We start from the raw sequence: 21,595 nt of genomic DNA, 5'->3' as shown, positions 1-21,595 counted from the left end.
TAATCCGCGCACACCGTTCGCGGGCAGGCAGCGTCGCCCGCGACACGTCACTGCTTCTTCTCATTGCGCTGAATATGCCGACACGTCCTGCTTTACCATTCGAAGAAACCCTTAATGCCTGGTTCGATCAAGCCGAGGAGGCTCGCCTCGCAGGCGAGTTCGACATGGCCCGAACGCTCCTCGACCGGGTCATCGGGCAAGACCCCGGACATGCGGACGCGTTGCACGCGCATGGGCTCGTTGCGCTCGCATCGAACCAATTGGAGTCGGCACAAAGCTGGGTCGAGCGCGCGCTCGATGTGTGCGCGGATCCGGCGTATTACGGCACGTTATGTATTGTCCAGATCAAACTGCGTGCATACGCACGCGCTTTGCAAACGGCCGAATGCGGGCTCGCGCTCGAACCGGCGTCACTGCCGCTCAACTTCTTCATGGCCGTAATCCTGCAAGTGCAGGGACATTCCGAGGATGCCGCCGTCGTCTACCGTCGCTTACTCGAACTCCAGCCGGACCATCCACAAGCGCTTGTCAATCTGGGCGTGGTCGTCAAGGACCTCGGCTCGCTGAGTGAGGCCGAGCGGCATCTCAGGCAAGCCGTCGCGCTCGCGCCGTCTTACCTCGGAGCGCGCGCAAGCCTCAGTCAGGTTCTGTTAGCCGCCGGCCGTTATGAAGAAGCCTGGCCGTATTTCGAAGACCGTTGGGCCAATTTCGTGGATGCCGACGGGCGGCCCGCATCAGTGCGCCCGACATTGCCGCTGCCTCAATGGAAAGGCGAGCGCCTCGACATCGCGAGCGCCAGCCAGGGAATGCCCGAATGCGGCGCGCGTCTGCTCGTCATTCCAGAGCAGGGTCATGGCGACAGCCTGCAGTTCGTGCGCTATCTGCCGATGGCGCTCGAACGTTTCGCGCGCGTCGGCTATATATGCCCGCCATCGCTGCGGCGCTTGTACGAAGAATCATTCGCGCATTTGCCGGGCCTCGTGATGCTCGACGACGGCTTATCCGACTTGAGCGACTGGGACTGGCATTGCCCTTTGATGTCACTGCCCATGGCGTTCGGCACGCGGCTCGACAACATTCCCACCGCCACCTACCTGCATGCGGATGCCGCTCGCTCCGCTTCGTGGCGCGCGCGGCTTGCCATGTTGCCCGATGCCGCCTTGCCGCGTGTCGGCCTGGTGTGGGCCGGCGGCCATTCAGGTCTGACCGAAGACCGCGCGCGTAGCTTGATCCCCGCGCAAATCGCGCCATTGCTCGCGTTACCCAATGTGCGCTGGATCAGCCTGCAAAAGACGGATGATCCCGCAAAGCGCGCCGATGCTGCATCGAACGCGCGTTTGACGGACTGGATGGACGACGCGACGGACTTTGCCGATACCGCCGCACTGATCGACAACCTCGATCTCGTGATCTCCGTCGACACGTCGGTTGCCCATCTGGCCGCGGCAATGGGCAAGCCGGTGTGGCTGCTCAACCGCTTCGCCGGTTGCTGGCGCTGGTTGCGCGATCGCGACGACAGCCCCTGGTATCCCAGCGTGCGGCTCTTCACGCAATCGCAACGCGGCGACTGGGACGGCGTGCTCGAGCGGGTCGCCGAGGCTTTGCGCTGCTCGACCGGTGCGACTTATAGGAAGTCTTACCGATCCTTTGTGCGTTAGCTCACCAAGACAAGAGGATCTTACTCGCCCCGCGCTTCTTAGATGTTATGCTCGGTCGTCGTGAACTTCTTCATGCATAGACGCGCGCGAATTTAAAAATACCTAGATTCCATTAGGAGCCGGGCATGCTAAGAAAAGTAGTCGATCGGGCGAAACAGATTCGACGCAGCGAGGGGTTCAAGCATTCCGTTGCCACACCACGTCGCATCTCGCTTCATGCCACACAGCGATTGAACAGGGGAATCTTCGCCATTGAAATTCAGGAGAACTCGGGTTTCTTCTCCGTGATGCAGATGGTCCTGTTTATTCTGATGTATTGCGACGAGAAGTGTCTGACGCCGTGCATCAGCGCACGCGGTGGGCTCTACGGAGACGCTGCGGGAACGATCGACTGGTTCTCGTCCTTCTTCGAGTCCGTGAATGGCAAGGCCGCGGCACCGCTCACACACAAGGTGAGAAAGTCGACGGTTCGCGACCTGGTCCAGCTAGGGTTTCGTCAACGCTACGAGGCGCAGCTTCAGCTCAACAGCGCCAGCCAACTATTCTTCGCACACTACCGGCCAGCCGCCCATATCGTCGATGAAGTCGATGCGATCTGCGGCAAGCTCGAGATCGGCGCGTCTACGCTCGGTGCGCATTTCAGAGGCACGGACAAATTGCTGGAAGCCATCCCGGTTTCATGGGGCGATTTCTGCCGCCACATAGAAACGACGCTTGCGGAAAACCCGCACTTGAGCAACGTTTTCGTTTCAAGCGACGAACAGGCGTTTCTCGACTTCTTCGTCGCGTGGCCGTTTTCCAGGCCGGTCAAAGTGGCGCCCGCGAAACTGCTCGCGTACGGCAATACGCCGATTCATTTCAGCGGTTATCCGGGACTCGAAATCGGCCGTGAGGCACTGGTCTCCAGTCTGCTGTTGTCCCGTTGTGGGTATCTGGTGAAGACGCCGTCGTATCTGTCGGCATGGTCCAGAATCTTCAATCCGTCGCTGCCGGTGAAGCTCGTGTCGCCGCCGCGGCCTGACGCATTCTGGTTTCCCGACAGCCGGCTATGGCTTGAACAGGTGGCGCAGGACAAAGCGGCCTGAACGAAGACGCGGTCGCTTTGCGTTGGCTGTATCGCAGTCGTGACATGGGTACGATGAGTAGCGCGCATATAATGAAAGGCCGCCTGATGGGTGTGTCGGAACGAGTCGTTCGAGTCCGGCAATCCGCCAGATACATCGTGACTGCAAAGAGGCCTTCAGCATGTACATTGCCATGAACCGTTTCAAAGTGACGCCCGGATCCGAAGCTGCCTTCGAACATCTGTGGACCACGCGCGATACGCATCTGAAAGAGGTGCCGGGCTTCGTGGAATTTCATCTGCTGAAGGGTCCGCAGAAGGACGATCACGTTCTCTATTCCAGCCATACGATCTGGAAGGACTACGCGTCCTTCGAGGCGTGGACGAAGTCCGACGCCTTTCGCGCCGCGCATCGCAACGCAGGCGGCGACAATCGCGTGCTCTATCTCGGGCATCCGGAATTCGAAGGCTTCGAAGTCATTCAGACCGTCAAATGAATGCGTAACCCTCGCGACGGCTCGTGTCATTCACGGGTGCCGCGAAGGGACTTCCCCCGGCGACAATGCGCTTTCAGCGAGCATCTCGCGCGCGTCGGCCCGTGCGCGCCACGACGACGCGCTGAGCAGGCTTGCGGTATTCTTTTGCGAGCATTTCGCCGCGACGCGTCACGCGCCGGCGCAACTCACAGAGGAACGAAAAGATGAAAGCCGTCAAAATCGGTTCGCCCGCCACCGTCGCCAATCTCCAGGTCGTCGACATCGCCGATCCCGGTCAGCCCGCGGCCGGCCAGATTCGCGTGCGTATTCACGCGAACTCCTTGAACTTTCACGACTATGGCGTGGTGAGCGGCAATCTGCCTGCTGAAGCAGGGCGGATTCCGATGGCGGACGGCGCGGGTGTCGTCGAGGCGGTCGGCGCGGGCGTGTCGGAATTCAAAGTGGGCGATCACGTGGTGTCGTGCTTCTTTCCGTTCTGGGAAAACGGGCCGCCTGCCATCGCCGATTTCACGACCACACCCGGCGACGGTGTCGACGGCTACGCGCGCGAAGCGGTCGTGCTGCCGAGCCACTACTTCACGCATGCGCCGCGCGGCTACAGCCACGCCGAGTCCGCAACGTTGACTACCGCCGGGCTGACCGCATGGCGCGCGCTCGTCGTTGACGGCCAGCTGAAGGCCGGCAATACGGTGCTCGTGCTCGGCACCGGCGGCGTGTCTATTTTCGCCTTGCAGATCGCTAAAGCGATGGGCGCTTCGGTGATCGCGACATCTTCTTCGGACGCGAAGCTCGCCAGGCTTCGCGAACTCGGAGCCGACCATACGATCAACTATCGCGAGAATCCGGAGTGGGGCAAGCAGGTCCGCGCGCTGACCTGCGGGCGCGGTGTCGATCATGTGATCGAAGTGGGCGGGCCGGGGACTTTGCCGCAGTCGATCACCGCGTGCCGGATCGGCGGTCATATCGCGCTGATCGGCGTGTTGACCGGACGGGCAGGGCCGGTGCCGACCGCGGCGCTGATGGCGAGGCAGCAGCGCTTGCAAGGCTTGATCGTCGGCAGCCGTCAGGATCAGCGCGATATGATCCGGGCTCTCGAAGCGACCGGCATCAAGCCGGTGATCGACAGCACGTTCGAGCTGGCGAAGCTCGGCGAGGCGTTCGCGCACGAGGAATCCGGCGCTCACTTCGGGAAGATTTGCGTGGCGATTGGCGTGCGCGGGTGAACGCCGGCTTGCCGGTTTCGCTCGCGCATATTCATGCCGCTGCCGGGTGGCATGCACGGGCAAGCAACGGCGTGTCAGTCGCGCTTTCCCAGCTCGGCGAAGTTGACGCTGCGCGCTTCGCACGCATTCGTAAAGACCTCGTCGTAGCTCGAGAAGAACACCGTGCGTGTTTGCGCCAGCGTCTTGAACAGATCGACCAGCACGGCACGTGCGGCGGCGTCGAGTCCGCCGACGGGTTCATCCGCGATCAGCACCTGGGTTTCGCCGAGCACGGCCGACGTCAGGAAAAACTTCTTGCGCGTACCGAACGACATCTGCTCGAAGCGTTTGTCGAGATGCGGCGTGAGGCCGAAGCGGTCTGCGAGCGCCAGCGTGTCGGCGGTGACAGCGGTGTTTCTCGCCGATGCCACCGTGTTCAGATACTCGCGACCGGTCTGATCCGAATAAGGCATGCAGTCTTCGGGCACGTGGGTGAGCACGGATTGCGCGGCCAGCGGCGCACTGTGCAGCGAATGGCCGCCGAGCCACACCTCGCCGGTATCGGACTCGATCGTGCCCGCGAGGATGCCGAGCAACGTCGACTTGCCGCTGCCGGATTCGTCGTTCAGCGCGACGCATCCTGATGCAGTGTCGTAATGCAGTGCCTGAAAGATGAGGCGTTCGCCGTAGCGCTTGCTGAGGTTTACGAATCGAAGCATGGTTGGAGCGTGAGTCGGGAGAAGACCCTCCGCGTCGAATTGCGGGGCACGTGTCTTCTACAGGTTGGCGTCGCGCAAGTGTAGCAGCGCGAGCCGTGGGCGCTGTCGCGTCCCACGCTTCAATTACTTATCGGCATCCAGCAAGAACGCCACGATCCGGTCGCACACGCGGCCGAACATTTGCGTGCCCGTCACGGTCGGGCATCCGCGCGCGCGGGCGGCTTCGATCAACGGCGTGAGCGGCGGCTTCGTCACCACATCGCCGACGAACGTGGTGGCCGGCACACGCGATACGTCGACAGGCAGCGGGTCGTCCGCACGCATGCCGAGCGGTGATGCATTGACGATGACGTCATAAGCACTGGCGTCTACGGCAGCAGCCGCGCTGCGCACTTCGCCTTGTCCGAGCGCATTCAACCGGCCGATCAGCGACGCCGTGCGTTCGGCATCGTTATCGCGCACATCGAGCGATGCCACGCCGCCTTGCACCAGTGCATGTCCGATCGCGGAACCCGCGCCGCCCGCGCCGACCAGCAGCGCACGTTTGCCGCGCAGATCGCAACCTGCATCGACGAGCGCCGCGACGAATCCGGTGCCGTCGAACATGCCGCCGTGCCAACTGCCGTCCACCGTGCGACGCAACGTATTGACCGCGCCGAGAAAGCTCGCCTGCTCGGTGAGCGAGCCGCAATACTCGATGGCGCTGAACTTGTGGGGCACGGTAATGATCACACCGTCGACATTGCGCATGGGCGTCACGCCTGCAAAAAACGCGGGCAGATCGGCGGGCGCCACGTGCGCGGGGACCACCAGCGCATCGCGTCCGGCCGCGCGCAAAGCGGCGGTCACGCCGGACGGCGAGCGGACCTGCGCAATCGGATCGCCGACGATGAAAACCACTCGCGTGGCGCCGCTGAGGCCTTCATCCAGCGAGGTGGAAAAAGAGGGCGCGTCGGGTTGCGTCATGTTGAGTGTCTCCAAAGTGTTGCCCGGCTTTCATCCTGCGCGATGCCGGGCAATCTTGCTTGAATGTACGCGGCGCAAAACGGGTCGTGGACCGGCTCAAGAATTCTGTGAACTCTAACCTTAAGTGGAATAGTGTTCGAAAATAAAATTATTTCACGCCGGCAACGTGGACTGGCGATAAAGCGCCACGGTTTGGCGCAATCCTTCATCTTTGAGCGCGGTATCGACCGGGAACGAAGTGGCGATCGGTAACGGCGCGCCGGCCACAAACGAGACGGACGATTTATTCGGTGACGAGCGGGCCCCCGTGATACTGATCGTCAGTCACCGGCTCCATCCATTCGACGTTTTTGCCGTCGAGCATTTCGGTGATCGCGAGGTGCGACATTGCCGTGGTCGCGGCGGCACCATGCCAATGCCGCTTTCCGCACGAGCACGACACGACGTCCCCGGCGCGAATTTCGGTTCGCGAGCCGCCTTCGCATTGAGTCCAGCCTACACCCGTGAGCACGACCAGAGTCTGGCCGAGCGGATGCGTATGCCAGAAGGTACGTGCGCCGGGTTCAAAGGTCACGATGGCGCCGCCAAGGCGCGCCGGCGGCTCAGCCTGGAAGAGGCTATCGATACGGACGGAGCCGGTGAACCAGCTTTCAGGGCCTTTGATTGACGGCTTGGTGCCGTTACGGACGATAGTCTGAGCTTCTTGTGTCATGGTTCTGATCCTTTGACGTATTAGGGGCGTGGCCGCGATGACACGTAATTTAGTGCTTCAGCAGGCCTTCGACTAGATGGCAAAATGGGCATACACTCATGCACAGGTGCATAAATGCCTACTCCGGACCTGAATGATCTGGTCGCGCTTCTCACCGTGGCGCGCGAACGGAGTTTTACGCGCGCCGCTGCGCAGCTAGGCGTATCGCAGTCGTCTCTGAGCAGAACCGTAACTTCGCTTGAAACGAAGCTCGGGATGCTCTTGCTCAATCGCACGACTCGCAGCGTTTCCACGACAGAAGCCGGGCAGCGCCTTCTCGACTCTGTTGCGCCGAAACTTGAGGAGATCGAGGCGGAGTTGCAGGCGGTCGCCGAACTTCGCGAAAGACCGGTGGGTACGGTGCGGATCTCCGCGACTGACTATGCCGCGAACCAGTACATCTGGCCGAAGCTCCAAGGGTTGCTTCGCGAACATCGCGAGTTGCACATTGAACTCATCAACGACTACGCCCTGTCGGACATCGTCGCCGATCGTTTTGACATAGGTGTGCGACTGGGGGATCAGGTCGAGAAGGACATGATCGCTGTACGGGTCGCGCCGGATGAAACGCTGGCGATCGTCGCGGCGCCGGAGTATCTGCGCGAAATGCCACCGCCCACTGCACCGCACGAACTCACCAGCCACAACTGCATCAATCTGAGGTTGCCCACGAGAGACACGCTCATGCCGTGGGAGCTCAAAAAAGGCAGGCGCCGCCTGGAGGTCAAGGTGACCGGCCAGCTCGTGTTCAATAACTCTTACCAGATGCTGGACGCGGCCTTGAAGGGCTTCGGGGTCGCTTACCTTCCGAAGGCACTCGCGGAAAAGAGCGTTCAGGCGGGGCGGCTTTGCTGGATTCTCGAAGACTGGTTTCCGACATTCACGGGACATCATGCGTACTATGCGACGCGGCGCCAGTCATCGCTTGCGGTTCGCCTGGTTATCGCGGCTTTGCGCGGCAGTTAGCGGCTCGAGGTATCGATGTGATTGGGTACCCGTTTTTTCATGGCGTTCCCTGATGTCGATTTAGTGCGCGAGCAGATCAGCAAAGCAAAGCGAGGCGGCCGCGGATTCGACGAAGCTTTCGATGCCCCATGTGCTCCCTTCACATCTTGGGGTATCCCATACGTCGAATCGCCTTGACAGTGTGCACGTCTAGAACGAACATTTGCGCTGCAAGAGAGCAATTGTTCTCGCGGCAGCTTGCGTCGTTTGGTGAATGCCTAAGCGACAGCCGCTTAGATAGGGGCAGGAGACATGGCGAAACAACTGGATGGGAAAGTCGCGGTTGTAACGGGTGCGGCGTCCGGTATCGGGCTGGCGACCACCGATGCTTTGCTGGCAGCAGGCGCGCGGGTAGTGCTGGTCGATCGCGACGAGGCAGCGCTGACTTCAGTATGCGATGCCCGCGGGGCGGCGGCCGTCCCGCTGGTGATCGATCTTCTGGATGCGAAAGCGTGCGCGACGCTCGTGCCGCAGGCTCTCGACCTCGCCGGCCAGATCGACATCCTGCATGCAAACGCAGGTCTGTACGTCGGCGGCGATCTGGTTGATGCGGATACGTCTGCAATTGACAGGATGCTCAACCTGAACATCAACGTAGTGATGAAAAATGTCCATGATGTTCTGCCGCACATGATCGAGAGACGATCCGGCGACATCATCGTGACGAGTTCGCTGGCTGCGCATTTTCCAACGCCATGGGAACCCGTCTATGCGTCGTCGAAATGGGCCGTCCACTGCTTTGTCCAGACGGTCCGGCGTCAGGTATTCAAACATGGCATTCGCGTTGGATCGGTGTCGCCAGGGCCCGTGATCAGCGCGTTGCTCGCAGACTGGCCGCCAGAGAAGTTGAGAGAAGCAAAGGAATCGGGCAGTCTCATCGAGGCCAGTGAAGTCGCCGACGTCGTGCTGTTCATGTTGACGAGGCAACGAGGCATGACTATTCGCGATGTAGTGGTGATGCCGACCAATTTCGACCTGTAGCTGTAGACGCGAAGCGCGAGTCACGGCAAGCGTCCTTACGAGCGTGGCCGGGAAGTTTAGGGTCGCGCAATGAGGCATCTCGTGTACGACACGCTCGACATATCGAGCACCCAGTCGTGGAAAAACGCCGGTCTGCGTAAAACAGCAACGCTCACCACGGCCTGATCGCTTGCCGTGAGGTGGACTGCGAGTGGAACGAAACGTGCTAATCGTTGGCTTGCACGTTGTGTCGAGAGGAGAACCCGAATGAATTCAGAAACTGTCGTGCTGGTCGCATGCGTTCCCGGAGTGCTGCATTACACTCATCGCCCATCCAGATAAAGTGTGGCGACCGCCAAAACTACCTCGCGTAACTTTCTGGGCCACTTCGACTTTACGCCGCGGACTGTCACGACAATGAAGCGAATCTCCTTCGCAACGCAACTGGCTTTGCTGTGGGCGCTCGTTGCAGTCGTCTGCATGCTGCTCGCAGGAATCATCTGGCTGCTATTCCAGACAGACCAAAGTCGGCAGATTTCCACCGCCAGCCAACAGTCCATTGCCGCGTGCGAACACGTGGCTGCACGCTATGCGCTCTCCCGGCAGCTTGCCACAGACCCAGATGCCACCGACCTGATGCATGCAGTCCTCGACACGGTCCTGATCCAGACACCGAAAGTCGAAGGTGGCTTCTGGGGAAGCAGTGACGACGGCCCGAGCAACCGGACTTCAGCGCCTCCTCCCATGCCCGGTCCTGCCGGCAGTGCTGCCCCGCCGAAGGCGCCTGATGGATTTCTAGCGTATTCGTTCCCGACGTACGAAGGCAGCGGTCTCAAACGGGACATTCCTCAGGCAGAGACGCCCCTGATACTGCGCGCGCTGCGCCTCGCAGTGTCCAGACACGCTTCGGTTTATGACTCGGTGCCCGGCGGCGAAGGCGCTACGGTTTCCGCTGCCTGCCCTGTCGCCGGAAGTTCAACGCTTTATGCATGGACGCTCACCAGGGCACAAGCTCCGCTCGGCCCATATGGCCATATCCTCGTGCTGTCTCTCGCCGTCATCCTGACGGGTATTCTGGTCATTGCCCTGATTCTTGGCATTGCGCTGCGACGGTGGAGGAAAAACCTGTCGGCGCTCGAGCGGGGCCTATCGCCAGAAACGGCGGACTCTCTGACTGAGCTTCCACTGGTCGGGGAAGCCGACCTCGACAAAATCATCAATGCCGTCAACGCGTTCGCCGCGCGGTCCAAGGCTTCACAAGCGCGTGCCTCAGCTCTAAGCGAGAAGTTACTGCAAGCCGAGCGCTTCGCCTCGCTTGGTAAGCTCGCTGCACAGATAGCACATGAAATCCGTAATCCATTGGGTGCCGTCAGGTTGAAACTGGAGAATGTTCTCGCGCATGACGGCGACGCACCGAATCAATCGCTCAAGTCGGCTCTCGGCCAGGTGGAACGTATCGAAACGCAGGTAACGAGCCTGCTCGCGTTGACGCAGCCCGTGACACTCGTCATGAAAACAGTCGATGTGGCGGAATGGGTAGCGTCGAGCGCGGGTACGCATCAGGAACGGGCGGCGCAGAAGGGCGTCAACCTGACATTGGATGTTGACCATCTGAAGCCGGCGCAACCGGCGGTTGACGGCCAACTGGCGAGGTTTGATCCGATACAGATGGCAAGGGCGTTCGACAACCTCATACTGAATGCAATCAGGCACGCCCCGCCCGGGGGCGTAGTCGCGGTACGCGCGCAACACGTCAAAACCAGCACCGGCGACACGTTGCGTATTGCTGTCGTCGATAATGGACCAGGGATACCTGTCGCCGACCGGGAACGTATTTTCGAGCCATTCGTCACCGGACGGCCTGATGGCTCGGGGCTGGGCCTGGCCGTTGTCCGCGAAGTCGCGGCAGCGCACGGTGGCCGCGCGCACGTGGCCGACACTGACAGCGGTGCTTGTTTCGTCATTGAGATTCCATGGCACACATACTCGTAGTCGACGATGACGATGGCTTTCGTGAGGGGCTCGTCGAAACGCTGATCGACCTTGGGCACTCGGTCGATGAGGCGACCTCAGGCGAACAGGCGCTGGAAATCCTGGCGAATGCCGCCGTTCCATTCACCTGCATGTTTCTCGACTTCCGCCTGCCCGGCATGGACGGGCTCGCGGTACTCGAAGCATTGCAGACAACCGTCCACGGGCCGATGCTGCCCGTTGTCATGCTGACCGGCTTTGCATCGAGCGACAACACGATAGGCGCGATGACGTTAGGGGCCTTCGATCATCTGACGAAGCCGGTCGGAAGACAGGCGATACAGTCGTTGCTCGAACGAATCGTCTCCTCGACCGCGGCAGGCGCGACGTCCGACGAGCCGCTGCCTCAGTTCACCGTTGAGCCGGCGAGTACGAAGCCCCGGTTGCTGGGTGTCAGTGAGACGTTGCGCGAGGTACAGAAGCAGATTGGGCGCGCGGCATCATCGGATGCAACGGTCCTCTTCAGCGGCGAAACCGGTACAGGAAAAGAGGTGGCGGCACGCGTGCTTCACGATGCGTCGAAGCGTCGGGGTAAACCGTTCGTCGCGGTGAACTGCGCTGCCATTCCTTCTGAGCTGCTCGAGAGCGAACTGTTCGGGCATGTCAAAGGCGCCTTCACAGGGGCCTCGGCAGACCGCGCCGGATGTTTCGCCGCAGCCGAAGGCGGCACGCTGCTGCTCGACGAGGTTGGCGACATGCCGCTGCCGATGCAGGCCAAGCTGCTGAGGGTCATCCAGGAACGGCAAATTACTCCGCTGGGCTCCAGCCGCGTGATTCCTGTCGATATCAGGCTCGTGGCGGCAACCCATCGGGACCTGAAGGCGATGGTCGAAGCAGGCGAGTTCCGCGAGGACCTGCTTTACCGGCTCAACATTATCCCCATCGAATTACCCCCTCTGCGCGAGCGACTGGCCGACATCCTTCCGCTCGCCGAACACTTCCTCGCCGAAGCCGCCATTCGCCGGTCTCGCGGCATGCGGCTGTCCTCGCCGGCGCAACGCCTGCTGCTCGGTTACCCGTGGCCGGGAAATGTCCGTGAACTCAGAAACGCAATCGAGCGCGCGGGTGCCCTGGCTCCCGGACCCTCGATTACGGCAGAGGACCTCGGGTTCCTGAGCGCGAAACCGAACGATGGCCAACCGCTCCTGAACGCAAGCTTCTTCGACATGTCATTGCCGGGCGCCGTCGAAGCAGTCGAGCGAGCGATGATTACCCACGCGCTGAGACTCGCTGACAACAACCGCGCCGATGCGGCGCGCCGGCTGGGCATTAGCCGCCAGACGCTTTACGCGAAGCTGGCGGCGCTCAAGCTCGAATAAGGTGTCAAGCAATCCGACGCGGTCTGTCGGATTGCCTGACACTGGTCTGGCTTGATCGCCCGCAAAGCCCTGCTGAGAAGGAACATTCGTTATGGCATAGGCCTTGCAATTAACTCCGTGTCTTTCAACGGAGAGCATCATGGCCTCAAACCATTTCAAGCCGACGGGCGGCCAGCACATGCTGGCGAGCACTACCGCTCCAACGGCAAAGGTCACCCGCGCTGCAGCCCTGGCACTGTGCCTCGTCACACTCGCGTGCGCCGCGCAAACCCCGCCGCTTCAGGGACCCGGCACGCCTGTTCCTCCACCGCTCGCCGGTGCACCCGCTGGCGCGATGCCAGCCGTGGCGCCGCCACCTCCGCCGCCGCCCGCTCCATTGGCGATACAGCAGCAGCCGGTTGTCGCGACAGGAACGGTGAGCCGCTTCGTCATCAACCCGGAAGGCGATGTCGACGGCTTGCTTCTGGGTGACGGTTCGCTGGTCCACTTCCCGCCTCACATGAGCTCGCAACTGGTCAGCGTTGTCCATGCTGGCGACCCGGTCCAGATCGCCGGGTTTCGTGGCGGCGCGGGCAACGTCACTGCGCAGCAAATCACCAATCAACGAACGTCCCAGCAGGTCGTCGACCAGCCCCCGCCAGTCAACGCAATGCATCTTCCGCCGGCCTTGCGCGGAGCAGGTCTCGTCAAACTCAGTGTCAAGGGCACGGTGGCACGCGTCACGACTGCACCGCGCGGAGAGCCTGATGGCGTGATGCTCAGCAATGGAACGGTCATCAAGATGCCGCCGCCGCAAGCACAGCAGTTTGCCAACCTGATGCGACCAGATGCAGTGGTGGCCGCCAGCGGATACGGAACGCGCAACCAATTCGGCGAGGCGCTGCAGGCAACAGCGTTCGGTACGCCGGGCAATGTCACGCAGTTGTACAACGACACCCGCAACTAAGTTCTTCTTTCTTACTTACTGGAGTTACACCATGCATTGGATTGACCCGGAGTGCCTGCAGGAGACGCGCGGTACCGTTACCCAGTTTCTCCTGAATCCCCGTGGAGAACTGGACGGTCTGATTCTCGACAGCGACAGACAGGTGCATTTCCCGCCCCATCTGTCCAGACAGGTCGCGAAACACGTCGGCGTTGGCGACAAGGTTCGCGTGCGAGGCGTCAAACCACGCGCTGCCAATATCATCGCAGCCGTTCAGGTGACATCGGGAACAGGTGTCGTGATTCTTGACGAAGGCCCGCATCACCATGGTGAGAAGCATGAGAAGCCTCATGTAGACAGGCATGCGATGGAGGCCACTGGCGAAGTGGAGCTCTCACTGTACGGGCCCAAGGGCGAACTTCGCGGCGCCTTGTTGACCGATGGAACCTCGATTCGCATGCCTCCTCATGCCGCGGAGACTCTGTCCAGTTACCTCGAACCGGGCGCCCATATCCAGGTCTGGGGCCATGGCGTGAAGAACCGGCACGGCAAAACCATCGAAGTCGACGACATCGCCGAACTGGTCGATGCGGAGAATCTCCCGGCGACGGCGGAGTAGTCACGCAGGCTGATCTTTTTCCTTGAGGGAGCGCGCGAGATGCACAGAGGCGACACATGACACAGGCGTCGAAGATTTCGCAACGCAACGAGCCGCGTGTAGGGATGCATATCGGCGACCTACGTCTGACGGAGGCCGAACTGCCCAACCATCTCGTGCTGAGCGACATCATCGCGCAGGCTAATGCGCATCTCGCCCGGCAAACCGACTTTGTCGTGCTACCCGGCGACAATGCCGACCTCGCGATGGATAGCGGCGTGCTGAGCTGGCACTTCAATCCTCTCGCAGAAGGGAGAAAGTGGTGAGCGCACAGTCAGAGCAACCGCCGGGTGACGGCGAAGCGCCGAAGTCTCCGTCGTCACGGAGCCTGCGCGGGCTCGACGGGTTGAACTTCCTGATGGCCGACGTGCGGGACGGTCTCGGCCCCTTCCTGTCCGTCTATCTGAAAGGCACCCAACACTGGGGCTCGGGCAACATCGGTCTGGTCATGGCGGCCAGCGGTGTTGCAGCGGCTATCTGCCAGATTCCGGCGGGATTGCTGGTGGACGCGGTCCGCGTGAAGCGCCTGCTCATTGCGATTTCAGGTTTGCTGGTCGGCGCGGGATGTCTTCTGATTGCGTTCTTCCCGAAACTGCCGACCGTGCTCGCCGCACAGATAACGCTCGGCGCAGCCTCAGCCATCATTCCACCTTGTCTCGCGGCATTGAGCCTTGGCGTGGTGGGACATCGGCTGCTGCCGGCGCGGATAAGCCGCAACGAAGGGTTCAATCACGCTGGGAACTTCACTGCGGCTATCCTGGCCGGTGCCCTCGGACAGTACGTCGGGGTCATCTGGCTGTTCTATCTCATCTGCGGATTCGCGGTAGCAAGTGCGCTTGTGGTTCTGCTGATCAAGCCGAAGGAAATTGACCACGAGCTCGCCCGTGGCGCTGAAAAGCCGTCGGAGACGAAAGGGCGGAGTAGACCCATGACGTTTTCGGCGCTATGGAAAAAGCGCGACCTCAAGGTATTCATCATCTCGGTCGTCCTCTTTCACTTCGGCAATGCCGCGATGCTGCCGCTCGCAGGCCAGGTCATTGCGAAGGTCCATCCAGGAATGGACGTCATTGCGCTAAGTGCGTGCGTTATCGCTGCACAACTCGTGATGGTCGCGGTTGCCGCAACCGTGGGCCATGCCCTGCACAAAGGTGTTGGGCGCAAGAAGATCTTCCTGGTCGCACTGGCTGTACTGCCAGTGCGGGGTGTGCTGTTCTCGATGACGAGCAGCCCCTATGCCGTAGTTGCGATTCAGTTGCTCGACGGGGTGGCAGCCGGCATCTTTGGTGTTATCGGGGTCGTCATAGCGTCCGACCTGATGCGCGGCACCGGACGGTTCAATCTTGCTCAGGGCCTCATGGCGCTTGCGGTGGGGATCGGCGCCGCGCTCAGTAACGTCATCGGGGGATATGTCGTTGAGAAATTTGGTTTTACGGCAGGATTTCTGACCCTGGCTGCCATCAGCGCGCTGGCGCTCATATTCTTCGCGGTGTTCATGCCGGAAACGCGACCGGACGAAGATGGTGAGACGGCGCCGGGCGGGCAGCTCGGAGAGTTCATTCCAACATCGAACTGACTGGAAAAAATGAATGCATTGCTGAGTTCCCCTGTGTCTGTATGGGCTATCGCCGCGATCTCGACGCTCGGCGTCATCACCCGGCCATTCAGGTTTCCTGAAGCAACGTGGGCGGTGCTTGGCGCACTTGCCCTATGCGGGCTCGGGATGCTGTCATGGTCGGACGCACTTGCGGCGGTCGGCAAGGGCCTCGACGTCTACCTGTTTCTGACCGGAATGATGGTGGCGTCGGAGCTTGCCCGCAAGGAGGGGCTATTCGACTACCTGGCTGCGCTTGCTGCGAAACGCGCAGCAGGCTCGGCGAAGCAACTGTTCTTTCTGATGTATTGCGTCGGTACGATCGTGACGGTCTTCATGTCCAACGACGCGACGGCCGTCGTGCTGACACCCGCGGTGCTCGCAGTCGCCCACGTCGTCAAGGCGGAAAAGCCTCTGCCGTATCTCTACATTTGCGCCTTCATCGCGAACGCCGCGAGTTTCGTATTGCCCATCTCCAACCCTGCGAATCTGGTCATCTTTCAGGACCGTATGCCGACACTGTTGAACTGGCTCGGCCGTTTCGCCGTACCGTCCGTGTTGAGCATCGTCGCCACCTATGTGGCGCTGCGTTTCATGCAGCGGCGAGAACTCACGCAGCAGATTGAATCCGAGGTCGACGTTCCCAGGCTGTCGGCCGCCGGCAAAGCGACGGGCCTCGGCATCGCCGTGATGGCCATCGTGATGCTGGGGGCGTCGGCACTCGACGTATCCCTTGGCCTGCCGACTTTCTGCGCCGGGCTGGTTCTCTTTTTCGCCATCTGCATCCTTAAGGGGAAGTTTCTCGGTGCGCATCTTGGCGAGATTTCCTGGGCGGTCCTTCCACTGGTCGCCGGACTTTTCGTCCTGGTTGAGGGTCTTCAACGCACAGGCGTGATAGAAAATCTAGCCGGTGTCGTCAGGACAGCTTCGACAACCATTCCCGCTCACGCGGGCTGGATTTCCGGTGCCGTCATGGTTCTCGTCTGCAATCTCATCAATAACCTGCCGGCTGGTCTGATAGCCGGCTCGGCGCTCACAGCCGCTCATGCACCCACGCCTGTCGCGAGTGCGGTCCTGATAGGCGTCGACCTTGGTCCGAACTTCTCGGTCACGGGCTCACTCGCCACCATTCTCTGGCTGACGGCCCTGCGCCGTGACGGGATCGAGGTAACTGCGTGGTCCTTTCTCAAGCTGGGTGTCGTCGTGACGCTGCCTGCGTTGGTGATTGCATTAGGTGCTGTCGCCCTGGGAGCGACCTGGTAGCTGTCTTGTCCCGAGGCAACCTGACGCGGCTCGAGTAACGTGAAGGACGCTGCTGCCCGCAAAGCGGCCCTGCTGTCCCGCGCCGAAATCAGGCGTATCGTCGCCGCCACCGTGATCGGCAATGGTTTTGTCGCTTACGACTTCACTGTCTTCTCGGCCGTCCTGATCGGCAAAAAGCAGTAGAACCTGAGAGAGCAAGCGGCGACAATGCGAACGGGCCCGGCGCACCGCCCCGACGCCTGACAGTCAATGCGCACCCGCGGCGCGGACCCGCGCCGCTGCGTCCGCCGCCTCGTTCATGAGCCGGTCGATAACTTCTGCCGCAGGCGCGCACCGCTCGATCAGCGCCGACGATTCCCCCGCGAACAACGCCATTTTTTCCATATCGCCCACCGTATCGCGTAGCGGAGAGATCGTGCTGAATTTGTAGATCGGGCCCTGGTCGTCGTGCGCGATTTCTTCGCGCGGCAACACGTGCGGATGATTGCCGAACAGATGGTCGCCGGCCTCGCGCGTCACGCTGTTCGCCAGCACGCGCACCGGCGAGCCCGGCGGCCAGTTGATCGCGTAGATGTCGGTATGCACGGTGTCGCCCGCGCGGGCATCGACGATCCGTTGCTTGTGATAGTCGTGTGCGAAAGATTCATGCGTCGCGACGAATAGCGTGCCGCAATGAATGCCCGCCGCGCCTAGCGCGAGCGCGGCAACCAGGCCGCCACCGGTCGCGAAGCCGCCCGAGGCGACCACCGGCACATGCAAGCGCTGCGTGAGTTCCGGCAGCAGCGCCATGATGCCGATGCGCCCGCGCACGTGGCCGCCGGCTTCCACGCCTTGCGCGATGACGGCGTCCACGCCGGCCTGCTGCGCGGCGAACGCCTCGTCGAGCGAGCCGACCTGCCAGAGGACGAGCGCGCCGGCGTCTTTGGCGCGTTTCACCACGTCCGGCATGACGTCCCAGAAGAAGCACATGGCCGGCACCTGCGCCGCGCGGCATACATCGAGTTGCGCATCGAGCAGCGCGGGTTCGGTCCGGAAAGGAATGAGGTTGACGCCGAACGGCCGGTGCGTCGTCGCGCGCACGGCGGCGATTTCGCACTCGATCACTTCCGGTGCTTCTCCAACCATGCCGAGCAGGCCGAAGCCGCCGGCTTCAGAAACGGCGACCGCCAACTCGGCGCGCGCCGGGCCGCCCATGCCGGCGGAAATGACGGGGTGCCGACAACCGAGCAAACGGGTCAGCGCTGTGTCGAATACCGGCGTGTTGTCGTGCATGGCGGTCCTCCCATCGTGTCGCGTGGCGGTGATTCACAGGATTGTGCGACTCGCCGCATTGCGCCTGCATCCGCGGCGGTCTTTTTAGAGTAGATAAAGATGAGCGCGGCGGCAGCGGCTATTTTTTCGTCGGAGGATAAGCAGGCGCTACGAGACGGTATTCAGTAATTCTGACCGCTTTTAAATAGGGAGCGGTTAATAGTAGATATGCCGGATACGCAATGAATTTAGCGCTGATAAACTGTGCGCCGGAGCACTCTCGTAGCGCGCAGCACGCAGCACTCGCTCCCCAAAATCCGGAGGTTTGAAAACGCCGGATAGACGGTAGAACTAGGCCTTTTCTGCGATTTGGAAGAAGCGGCGGCACGGCATACTGGCCGTGTGCACGTTGCTAAAAGGGACGTATGGTTGGCTGTCCTGTCTTCCGGTTAAGCATTGGTGTCGCATCAGTCGATTCCCCTCCGCCAACCTCTGCCCATCTGAACTTTGACAAGTATCGGGGCTCGCTTTGAGCCCGTTTTTGGAAGTGACTCATGAAGCCGGGAAACAATTCGCTTGGTAAAAGACGCACACGCAAGATCGCCATCTCGGTGGCGGCCGCGCTTATCGCAGTGCTGCTCGCATTCGGCGTGTGGCATTACCAGCAACGCGCTGCACAGGTCGCGCCTGCGCTGACCGGCGTCGCGAGCCAGATGCGCCACGATTCCTCGGCATGGACGCATGAGGAGAAAGACGCGTCGCAAATGCTGCGCGATATTCACGACGCCAAGGTTGCCGCGATCGGCGTGAGTCCCAACGCGATTCTGATCTCGAAGCGCGACGGCACGAAATACTTCGTCACCGACCACAACGCGACGTTCTCGCATGCGCTGCTGCTCGGCGAACCGAAGGCCGACGAAGCGGCTTCATATCAACTCGTCTGGCTTCCCGATGCGGATATTCAATCCGGCGGCTCGCGCTGGGTGCAGGTATTCGATCAGGTGCGCGACGCCATCAGCGTGCTGTTGCCGTTGTTGCTGGTTGGCGGCATGGTGTGGTTCATGCGGCGCGAAATGCGCGGCGGCGCGACGCTGCTCGCCAAAGCGCCCGTCCTGCGTTTCGACGACGTGATCGGCGCGGGCGAAGCGAAGGCCGCGCTCGCGGACATTCGCGGCTATCTGTCCGACCCGAAACAATTCACGTCGATGGGCGTGCGCGCGCCGTGCGGCATTCTGATGGTGGGCGGCCCCGGCGTCGGCAAGACGCGGCTTGCACAGGCGCTGGCCGGCGAGTGCGGCGCGAACTTCATCTCGATCACGGGCAGTTATTTCAGCGCGAAGTATTACGGCGTCGGTATTCAAAAGGTCAAGCATCTGTTCGAACTGGCGCGCAAGAATGCACCCACGGTGATCTTCATCGACGAAGCCGACGGGCTCGCCAAGCGAACGGATACGGGCAGCGGTCCTGTCGAAGCGGAGAGCAACCGCATCATCAATCAACTGCTGGCGGAAATGGATGGCTTCGCTTCGAACGAGGGCGTGATCATCGTCGCGGCGACCAATCATCCCGACAATCTGGACGAGGCATTGCGCCGGCCGGGCCGCTTCGATCGCACCGTGCAGGTCCGTTTGCCCGATCGCGAAGACCGCGCGAAGATTTTCCGTTTCTACGCGGAGAAGCTGAAGTCGAAAGCCGCCGACATCGACTACGATCAACTGGCGCGCCTCACCACCGGTTTGTCGCCGGCAACGGTCGCGATGGTGGTGAATCAGGCAGGGCTCGTCGCGCGTAAGGCGGGCGACACCGAAATCACCTCGAAGCATTTCATGGAAGCGATCAAGATCGCGCGGATCGGCGACGTGAGCGGGGCCGAGCGCGCGCTGAGCGAAGACGAACGCACCCGTATCGCGGTGCACGAAGCGGGGCATGGGCTCGTCGCCGCGCTGCTGGGCACGGGGGTGCTGGAAGAGGTCACGATTTTGCCGCGCGGCGGCGCGCTCGGTGTCGCGCTGATCACGAAAGCGCAGGACAAGCACCTGTATCGCGAGACCGAGATCCGCAACGAAATCCAGGTTTTGCTCGGCGGCCGCAACGCGGAAATTCTGACGTTCTCCGAAGCATCGAGCGGCGCCGCTTCGGATTTGCAGGAGGCGTCGCGTATCAGCCTCGACATGGTGTCGAAATTCGGTTTCAACAGCGACGGCGATCTGTTCAGCCTCGCGGCGCTGCCGTCGCAGTATGCCGGTCTGCAAATGAAGAGCGCCATCGAGCACGCGAATGTACTGCTCAAGGAATTGAACGAACTGTGTTACGGCTTGCTGCATGCGTACGAGCCGGTGCTGCGCGCGATTGCGGACGAATTGCTCGAGCAGGAAACCGTGCCCGGAGAAACCGTGTACCGGTTGATCAGGGAACACAAGAGCGCGCTCAAGATCGTTCATGAGCCGGAAGCGGCTTGAACGGATGATCGACTGATTGGGTCGATCGCAAACAATGGGCGGCGCCAGTCAATGGCGCCGCTTTTTTTTGCCGCACTACCTACGCGAAATCCGATGGTCCGGGCTCCGGTACGCCCGGAGGCGTTTCGGTATCGCCCAGGGCCTCCTCGCCATCGGCTTCGTCAGCGGGCGGCGGCGTTTCGCCTTTTTTCGGCAACGGTTGATCGAGACCCGGTTCGACCGGCGTGGGGATTGCGTCGCCAATCGGTTTGGAAACCTCGGTGGGCGGCCTGCCGGGGTCTTCCTCGGGCTGGCGCGCGGGCTCGTGCTCTTGCTCGTTCGGGGAATTGGCCATGGTTGCCACGACGGGCTCTCCGGTTGATTGAGGTACACCATTGAGCAGCAATGCGTGTACCACAGCCGATTTCGAACCCGCGCTAACGGTGCATTCCTTATAAGACGCCGGATTTCCAGATCATCTGCGCGGCGGCGGCCGCCACGAACACCAGCACCAGAATCCGGAATGCGGAGGGCGGCAATCGATCGCGCAGGGGCCGCACCAGCAGCATGCCCGCGATCACCGGCACGCTCGCGCAGGCGGAGATGGCCAGGTCCGTCCAACTGGCATGCGCTCCGCCGCTGAACGTCGCGACGAGCGTGATGATCGACACCACCAGAATGATGGCGATCTGCTTCGTGAACGCTTTACCCGTCGCGCCCGTGGCGATCAGATACATCGCGAGCAAGGGGCCGGGCACCGAAGCAATGCTTTCCATCAGCGCCGCGCCGAATCCCAGCACGAACCCGGCCGGCTTGGCCCACGTCGGCGAGAGCGTCAGCCGCGGCGAGGCGAGCAACAGCAAGGCTGCGATCATCAGCAAGGCGCCGGCGGCCGCTTGTGCGCGATGCGGCGCCAGCGAGATCAATACCGTCACGCCGACGATGTTGCCGATCACCGTGCCGATCAGCGGCGCGGCGATGCGCCTGACGGTCGGCAGGAGTTCGCCGCCTTCGAGCGCCTGCGGGATATTGCCGAGGATGATCGGCATCGACAGCAGAAGAACCGCTTCCTTGATCGGCAGGAAGTGGCTCAGGATCGGCATGGCCACGAGCGGCACGCCGATGCTGACCACGCCCTTGACCATTCCGCCCAGCAGAAGCGCGGCAACGATGCCGAGCCATGCGTAGAGGCTTAGCGCCTGCAGGCTTGCGCCTAGAACGCCGCCGGCGAAGAAAGTGAAATGGGACATGGTCGGAAAGCGCGTGTAGCAAACCGCGAACCGGCCGCGCGGGTCGGA

At 61.7% G+C, this 21,595-nt stretch carries 21 protein-coding genes; 15 read left to right on the top strand and 6 right to left on the bottom strand.

From position 1 onward, the window contains the following. Positions 1–74: 74 nt before the first annotated feature. The 4 genes from PQR54_RS28660 (at position 75) to PQR54_RS28645 (ending at position 4,441) form a co-directional block, all read left to right on the top strand. Positions 75–1,658 carry a tetratricopeptide repeat protein gene (locus tag PQR54_RS28660; protein WP_408251614.1) on the top strand — a complete coding sequence of 528 codons (1,584 nt, stop codon included), beginning with the start codon at positions 75–77 and terminating at the stop codon, positions 1,656–1,658. Between the two features lie 125 nt (positions 1,659–1,783). Beyond that, complete coding sequence (locus PQR54_RS28655; RefSeq protein ID WP_408251612.1) at positions 1,784–2,743, top strand: O-fucosyltransferase family protein; 960 nt, start codon at positions 1,784–1,786, stop codon at positions 2,741–2,743. 160 nt (positions 2,744–2,903) lie between these two features. Continuing rightward, a complete protein-coding gene (gene hmuQ / locus PQR54_RS28650) occupies positions 2,904–3,218 on the top strand; it encodes a heme-degrading protein HmuQ (protein WP_012427906.1) in 315 nt (104 codons plus the stop codon). A gap of 203 nt (positions 3,219–3,421) precedes the next feature. Further along, positions 3,422–4,441 carry a zinc-dependent alcohol dehydrogenase family protein gene (locus PQR54_RS28645; protein WP_408251610.1) on the top strand — a complete coding sequence of 340 codons (1,020 nt, stop codon included), beginning with the start codon at positions 3,422–3,424 and terminating at the stop codon, positions 4,439–4,441. Between the two features lie 74 nt (positions 4,442–4,515). On the opposite strand, the gene PQR54_RS28640 is transcribed toward PQR54_RS28645, so the two are convergent. From PQR54_RS28640 to PQR54_RS28630, 3 genes are all read right to left on the bottom strand, one after another. Beyond that, positions 4,516–5,139, bottom strand: coding sequence for an ABC transporter ATP-binding protein (locus PQR54_RS28640; protein WP_408251608.1), 624 nt, complete (start codon positions 5,137–5,139; stop codon positions 4,516–4,518). Positions 5,140–5,262: 123 nt separating this feature from the next. Further along, a complete protein-coding gene (locus tag PQR54_RS28635; protein WP_408251606.1) occupies positions 5,263–6,105 on the bottom strand; it encodes a shikimate dehydrogenase family protein in 843 nt (280 codons plus the stop codon). A gap of 283 nt (positions 6,106–6,388) precedes the next feature. Then, entirely contained in the window at positions 6,389–6,817 is a 429-nt protein-coding gene (locus PQR54_RS28630; protein ID WP_408251604.1) for a (R)-mandelonitrile lyase, read from the bottom strand. Between the two features lie 114 nt (positions 6,818–6,931). Here PQR54_RS28630 and PQR54_RS28625 point away from each other — a divergent pair, with 114 nt between their 5' ends. The 10 genes from PQR54_RS28625 (at position 6,932) to PQR54_RS28580 (ending at position 16,791) form a co-directional block, all read left to right on the top strand. Continuing rightward, complete coding sequence (locus PQR54_RS28625; protein ID WP_408251602.1) at positions 6,932–7,822, top strand: LysR family transcriptional regulator; 891 nt, start codon at positions 6,932–6,934, stop codon at positions 7,820–7,822. A 291-nt stretch (positions 7,823–8,113) separates the two neighbouring features. Beyond that, complete coding sequence (locus tag PQR54_RS28620; RefSeq protein WP_408251600.1) at positions 8,114–8,842, top strand: SDR family oxidoreductase; 729 nt, start codon at positions 8,114–8,116, stop codon at positions 8,840–8,842. A gap of 396 nt (positions 8,843–9,238) precedes the next feature. Further along, positions 9,239–10,813, top strand: coding sequence for a sensor histidine kinase (locus PQR54_RS28615; protein WP_408251598.1), 1,575 nt, complete (start codon positions 9,239–9,241; stop codon positions 10,811–10,813). Then, positions 10,795–12,171: a sigma-54-dependent transcriptional regulator gene (locus PQR54_RS28610; RefSeq protein WP_408251596.1), complete on the top strand. Its 1,377-nt coding sequence runs from the start codon at positions 10,795–10,797 to the stop codon at positions 12,169–12,171. The genes PQR54_RS28615 and PQR54_RS28610 overlap by 19 nt, the downstream gene beginning before the upstream one ends. A 139-nt stretch (positions 12,172–12,310) precedes the next feature. After that, positions 12,311–13,117, top strand: a complete 807-nt coding sequence (locus PQR54_RS28605) for a hypothetical protein (protein ID WP_408251594.1) — start codon at positions 12,311–12,313, stop codon at positions 13,115–13,117. Positions 13,118–13,148: 31 nt separating this feature from the next. Then, entirely contained in the window at positions 13,149–13,715 is a 567-nt protein-coding gene (locus tag PQR54_RS28600; protein WP_408251592.1) for a hypothetical protein, read from the top strand. A gap of 56 nt (positions 13,716–13,771) precedes the next feature. Further along, positions 13,772–14,020: a hypothetical protein gene (locus tag PQR54_RS28595; RefSeq protein WP_408251590.1), complete on the top strand. Its 249-nt coding sequence runs from the start codon at positions 13,772–13,774 to the stop codon at positions 14,018–14,020. Continuing rightward, positions 14,017–15,327 (top strand): MFS transporter, encoded by a 1,311-nt coding sequence (locus tag PQR54_RS28590; protein WP_408251588.1) that lies wholly within the window; start codon positions 14,017–14,019, stop codon positions 15,325–15,327. The genes PQR54_RS28595 and PQR54_RS28590 overlap by 4 nt, the downstream gene beginning before the upstream one ends. Before the next feature lie 9 nt (positions 15,328–15,336). Further along, the gene (locus tag PQR54_RS28585) at positions 15,337–16,608 is read left to right on the top strand and encodes an arsenic transporter (RefSeq protein ID WP_408251586.1); all 1,272 of its coding nucleotides are present in this window, start codon (positions 15,337–15,339) and stop codon (positions 16,606–16,608) included. A 39-nt stretch (positions 16,609–16,647) separates the two neighbouring features. Then, on the top strand, positions 16,648–16,791 hold the full coding sequence (locus PQR54_RS28580; RefSeq protein WP_408251584.1) for a hypothetical protein: 144 nt from the start codon (positions 16,648–16,650) through the stop codon (positions 16,789–16,791). Positions 16,792–16,854: 63 nt separating this feature from the next. Here the strand turns inward: PQR54_RS28580 and PQR54_RS28575 are convergent, their stop codons facing one another. Then, the gene (locus PQR54_RS28575) at positions 16,855–17,880 is read right to left on the bottom strand and encodes an NAD(P)H-dependent flavin oxidoreductase (protein ID WP_408251582.1); all 1,026 of its coding nucleotides are present in this window, start codon (positions 17,878–17,880) and stop codon (positions 16,855–16,857) included. Between the two features lie 533 nt (positions 17,881–18,413). On the opposite strand from PQR54_RS28575, the gene PQR54_RS28570 reads away from it, so the two are divergent. Then, positions 18,414–20,318 (top strand): AAA family ATPase, encoded by a 1,905-nt coding sequence (locus PQR54_RS28570; RefSeq protein WP_408251580.1) that lies wholly within the window; start codon positions 18,414–18,416, stop codon positions 20,316–20,318. Positions 20,319–20,397: 79 nt separating this feature from the next. Here PQR54_RS28570 and PQR54_RS28565 read toward each other — a convergent pair whose 3' ends face one another. Next, a complete protein-coding gene (locus tag PQR54_RS28565) occupies positions 20,398–20,661 on the bottom strand; it encodes a hypothetical protein (RefSeq protein ID WP_408251578.1) in 264 nt (87 codons plus the stop codon). Between the two features lie 88 nt (positions 20,662–20,749). Next, positions 20,750–21,547: a TSUP family transporter gene (locus tag PQR54_RS28560; RefSeq protein ID WP_408251576.1), complete on the bottom strand. Its 798-nt coding sequence runs from the start codon at positions 21,545–21,547 to the stop codon at positions 20,750–20,752. Positions 21,548–21,595 lie beyond the last annotated feature (48 nt).

Source organism: Paraburkholderia phytofirmans (assembly GCF_046028095.1).
Lineage (GTDB): Bacteria > Pseudomonadota > Gammaproteobacteria > Burkholderiales > Burkholderiaceae > Paraburkholderia > Paraburkholderia phytofirmans_A.
This window is presented reverse-complemented; position numbering and strand designations above follow the sequence as displayed.

What these genes read in the sequence shown, in the direction of transcription:
- PQR54_RS28655 (WP_408251612.1), top strand. Translation starts at nt 1,784, where the DNA reads ATGCTAAGAAAAGTAGTCGATCGGGCGAAACAGATTCGACGCAGCGAG.
- PQR54_RS28560 (WP_408251576.1), bottom strand. Translation starts at nt 21,547, where the DNA reads ATGTCCCATTTCACTTTCTTCGCCGGCGGCGTTCTAGGCGCAAGCCTG.
- PQR54_RS28630 (WP_408251604.1), bottom strand. Translation starts at nt 6,817, where the DNA reads ATGACACAAGAAGCTCAGACTATCGTCCGTAACGGCACCAAGCCGTCA.
- hmuQ (WP_012427906.1), top strand. Translation starts at nt 2,904, where the DNA reads ATGTACATTGCCATGAACCGTTTCAAAGTGACGCCCGGATCCGAAGCT.
- PQR54_RS28600 (WP_408251592.1), top strand. Translation starts at nt 13,149, where the DNA reads ATGCATTGGATTGACCCGGAGTGCCTGCAGGAGACGCGCGGTACCGTT.
- PQR54_RS28575 (WP_408251582.1), bottom strand. Translation starts at nt 17,880, where the DNA reads ATGCACGACAACACGCCGGTATTCGACACAGCGCTGACCCGTTTGCTC.
- PQR54_RS28640 (WP_408251608.1), bottom strand. Translation starts at nt 5,139, where the DNA reads ATGCTTCGATTCGTAAACCTCAGCAAGCGCTACGGCGAACGCCTCATC.
- PQR54_RS28595 (WP_408251590.1), top strand. Translation starts at nt 13,772, where the DNA reads ATGACACAGGCGTCGAAGATTTCGCAACGCAACGAGCCGCGTGTAGGG.
- PQR54_RS28625 (WP_408251602.1), top strand. Translation starts at nt 6,932, where the DNA reads ATGCCTACTCCGGACCTGAATGATCTGGTCGCGCTTCTCACCGTGGCG.
- PQR54_RS28610 (WP_408251596.1), top strand. Translation starts at nt 10,795, where the DNA reads ATGGCACACATACTCGTAGTCGACGATGACGATGGCTTTCGTGAGGGG.
- PQR54_RS28615 (WP_408251598.1), top strand. Translation starts at nt 9,239, where the DNA reads ATGAAGCGAATCTCCTTCGCAACGCAACTGGCTTTGCTGTGGGCGCTC.
- PQR54_RS28645 (WP_408251610.1), top strand. Translation starts at nt 3,422, where the DNA reads ATGAAAGCCGTCAAAATCGGTTCGCCCGCCACCGTCGCCAATCTCCAG.
- PQR54_RS28570 (WP_408251580.1), top strand. Translation starts at nt 18,414, where the DNA reads ATGAAGCCGGGAAACAATTCGCTTGGTAAAAGACGCACACGCAAGATC.
- PQR54_RS28605 (WP_408251594.1), top strand. Translation starts at nt 12,311, where the DNA reads ATGGCCTCAAACCATTTCAAGCCGACGGGCGGCCAGCACATGCTGGCG.
- PQR54_RS28585 (WP_408251586.1), top strand. Translation starts at nt 15,337, where the DNA reads ATGAATGCATTGCTGAGTTCCCCTGTGTCTGTATGGGCTATCGCCGCG.
- PQR54_RS28660 (WP_408251614.1), top strand. Translation starts at nt 75, where the DNA reads ATGCCGACACGTCCTGCTTTACCATTCGAAGAAACCCTTAATGCCTGG.
- PQR54_RS28635 (WP_408251606.1), bottom strand. Translation starts at nt 6,105, where the DNA reads ATGACGCAACCCGACGCGCCCTCTTTTTCCACCTCGCTGGATGAAGGC.
- PQR54_RS28620 (WP_408251600.1), top strand. Translation starts at nt 8,114, where the DNA reads ATGGCGAAACAACTGGATGGGAAAGTCGCGGTTGTAACGGGTGCGGCG.